Source organism: Mesorhizobium sp. M4B.F.Ca.ET.089.01.1.1 (assembly GCF_004022605.1).
In the GTDB taxonomy this organism is placed as follows: domain Bacteria; phylum Pseudomonadota; class Alphaproteobacteria; order Rhizobiales; family Rhizobiaceae; genus Mesorhizobium; species Mesorhizobium abyssinicae.
On the sequence record NZ_RZOS01000575.1, the window covers coordinates 1 to 3,121 of the forward strand.

Sequence of the window (3,121 nt, forward strand, 5' to 3'; positions counted from 1 at the left end):
GTATTGTGAGCATGATTTCGCTGTTGCCGTCCGCATCCACCGCGACGATCTCGCCCGTGCCCCAGTTGCAGACCCACAGCCGTCCGTCATGCCAGCGCGGCGACTCGCCGAAGGCGAGACCCTCGGTGATGAGATTGGCATCAATTGCAGACGATTTCGGCGATGGCATTTGGCGGGCTCCCTGGGCGAGTTGTCTAGCCAAGGACGAGTGGCATGGTCGAGTTCCGACAGCATAGGCAAAAAAATGCATGCCTCCGGTGACCCGCCGAGCCTCGCCCATTGTTGCGTTGCGGGCAGGGGGGCTTTCGGCTATTGAGGCCGGACCTGAAACAGGGACTGCCCCCATTCCATGAGCATCGTCGATACGATCAAGAATACGCTCGTTCCGATCCATCGCGAGGGCTATCCCTTCATTGCCGCTTTTGCCGCGGGCACGCTTTTTCTGGGTTACTTCTCCTCGATCCTGTTCTGGATCGGGCTGATCCTCACCGCCTGGTGCATCTATTTCTACCGCGATCCCGAGCGCGTCACCCCGGTCGACGACCGGCTGGTGGTGAGCCCGGCCGATGGCGTCATCTCGGCGGTCGGTCCCGCCGTGCCGCCGCGCGAGCTTGGTCTCGGCTCCGGCGAGATGACCCGCATATCGGTGTTCATGAACGTCTTTTCCTGCCATGTGAACCGCGCTCCGGTGCGTGGCCGGATCGCCAGGATCGAGCACCGGCCCGGAAAATTCCTCAACGCCGAGCTCGACAAGGCAAGCTCGGAGAACGAGCGCAACGGGCTGGTCATCGATAGCCCCAACGGCACCGTCGCCGCCGTGCAGATCGCCGGCCTGGTGGCGCGGCGCATCGTCTGCTGGGCCGAGGCCGGCGGATCGATCGCCATCGGCGAGCGCTTCGGCCTGATCCGCTTCGGCTCGCGCGTCGACGTCTTCCTGCCGCTGAACGCCGTGCCGCGCGTCGCCGTCGGCCAGACGGCCGTGGGCGGCGAGACGGTGCTTGCCGAATTCGGCGGCGCGGCGGTGACGCCGCTGGTCAGGATTTCCTGAGCCGTGGGCGCGCCCTTCAAGAAATTCGAGGCGCATGCCAGCGGCGGTCCGCGCATCCGTGAAATCCCGATGCGCATGGTGCTGCCCAACCTGGTCACCGTGCTTGCCATCTGCGCCGGCCTCTCCGGCATTCGCTTCGGCTTCCAGGACCGCTTCGAGCCGGCGGTGGTGATGGTGCTGCTCGCCGCCTTCCTCGACGGCATAGACGGCCGCCTGGCGCGAATGCTGAAGGCGACCTCGAAATTCGGCGCGCAGATGGATTCGCTGGCCGACATCGTCAATTTCGGCGTGGCGCCGGCGCTGGTGCTCTATGCCTTCCTGCTCGACCAGGCCGGCTCGTTCGGCTGGATCGCGGCACTTCTGTTCACCATCGCCTGCGGCCTGCGGCTCGCCCGCTTCAATGTGCTGGATGATGAGAAGGCCGACCGGCCGCTGTGGCAGAGCGAATATTTCGTCGGCGTGCCGGCGCCGGCGGGCGCGGTGCTGGTGATGCTGCCGCTCTACCTCTATTTCCTGCGGCTGGGACTCGAGCCGACCCGTCTCGCCGCCTTTGTCGCCACCGGCTTCACCGTACTCGTCGCCTTCCTGCTGGTCAGCCGGCTGCCGGTCCATTCTGGCAAGAGCATCAAGGTGCCGGGCGACAAGGTGCTTCCGGTGATCCTTGCCGTCGTGCTCTACGTCCTGCTTTTGATGACCTATCCCTGGTACACGCTGACCGCCTCGGTCGCCGGCTATCTCGTCTTCCTGCCGTTTTCCGTGCGCGCCTATTCCAAGCGCGCCATGCGCGAAGGCGAGAAGGTGCCGCCGTCGGACATCGGCTAGAGCAATTCCAGGAAAAGTGTGTAACGGTTTTCCGTCCGGAATCGCGTAGAAACAAATAGTTAGAGCGGGTCGGCGGTTCCATGAAACGCTGAACCGCTCTAGCACGCTACGCCGCGGCGCTCAGACCCAGCCGGTCGATCGCTAGCCTGCGGGTCGAGACATAGTCTGTCTTGCCCGAGCCCAGCACCGGGATCTCCTCCACCTTGACGATGTCGTTGGGCACCATCAGTTCGGCCGCGCCCGCCTTCTTGCCGAAGGCACGCAGTTCCTCCGCGCTGGCGTCATCGGCCGTGGTCACCAGCACGATGCGCTCGCCGCGTCTCTTGTCCGGCACCGCCACGGCGGCGTGGCGCTCTTCCGGCCACAGCGACTGCACCAGCATCTCGACGGCGCCCAGCGACACCATTTCGCCGGCGATCTTGGCGAAGCGCTTGGCGCGCCCGCGAATGGTAATGAAGCCGTCGCGGTCGATCGAGACGATGTCGCCGGTATCGTGCCAGCCATCGAGCGGCTGCAACTCGCCCGGCCGGTCGGCGGTCATGTAGCCCATCATCATGTTCGGCCCGTCGAGCCACAGCCGGCCGGCGTCGTCGATGCCTTCGACCGGCTCGAGCTTCATGCGGATGGCTGGCAGGGCCCGCCCGACCGTGCCGTCGCGGCCATGGATGGCGGTGTTGACGGCGACGACCGGAGCGGCCTCGGTCAGGCCGAAGCCCTCGATGATCGATGCGTCGAAGCGCTCGCGGTAGACACGGCGCGTCTCCGGCTTCACCGCCTCGGCGCCGGCGACGACGAAGCGCAGGCTGGAGAAGTCGCCGTCCTTGGCGGTGCGCGCATAGTTGGCGAGGAAGGTGTCGGTGCCGAACATGATGGTCGGCCTGATCTTGCGCGCGATCTCCGGAATGATCTTGTAGTGCAGCGGCGAGGGGTAGAGGAACAGTTTCACGCCGGTGACCAGCGGCAGGATGGTGCCGCCGGTCAGTCCGAACGAGTGGAACACCGGCAGCACGTTGAGCAGGATGTCGGCGGGCGAGATGGTGATGCGGGCCTCGGCCTGCATGGCGTTGGCGTAGAGGCTTTTGTGCGACAGCACGACGGCCTTGGGCGTGCCCTCCGAGCCTGAGGTGAACAGGATCACCGCCGGCTTCGCCGCATCCTGTGGCCGCAGCGGAAAGCGCCACAAGAGGGCGGCGGCGAGCTTGTCCAGCATCGTCACGCTCTGGCGCACATCCTCGAGCCACAGCATCCTGG

The 3,121-nt window shown here is 65.7% G+C and carries 3 protein-coding genes; 2 read left to right on the top strand and 1 reads right to left on the bottom strand.

Going from position 1 to position 3,121, the window contains the following annotated elements; all coding sequences use genetic code 11:
* The first annotated feature begins 349 nt into the window (after positions 1-349).
* Together EN780_RS30910 and EN780_RS30915 are read left to right on the top strand one after the other, a co-directional pair.
* Positions 350-1,048, top strand: a complete 699-nt coding sequence (locus EN780_RS30910) for a phosphatidylserine decarboxylase (protein WP_127284289.1) — start codon at positions 350-352, stop codon at positions 1,046-1,048.
* A 75-nt stretch (positions 1,049-1,123) separates the two neighbouring features.
* Entirely contained in the window at positions 1,124-1,870 is a 747-nt protein-coding gene (locus EN780_RS30915; protein ID WP_245478351.1) for a phosphatidylcholine/phosphatidylserine synthase, read from the top strand.
* A 106-nt stretch (positions 1,871-1,976) separates the two neighbouring features.
* Here the strand turns inward: EN780_RS30915 and EN780_RS30920 are convergent.
* Positions 1,977-3,121: AMP-binding protein (locus EN780_RS30920; RefSeq protein ID WP_145971011.1), on the bottom strand; the 1,145-nt coding region annotated here is incomplete at its 5' end.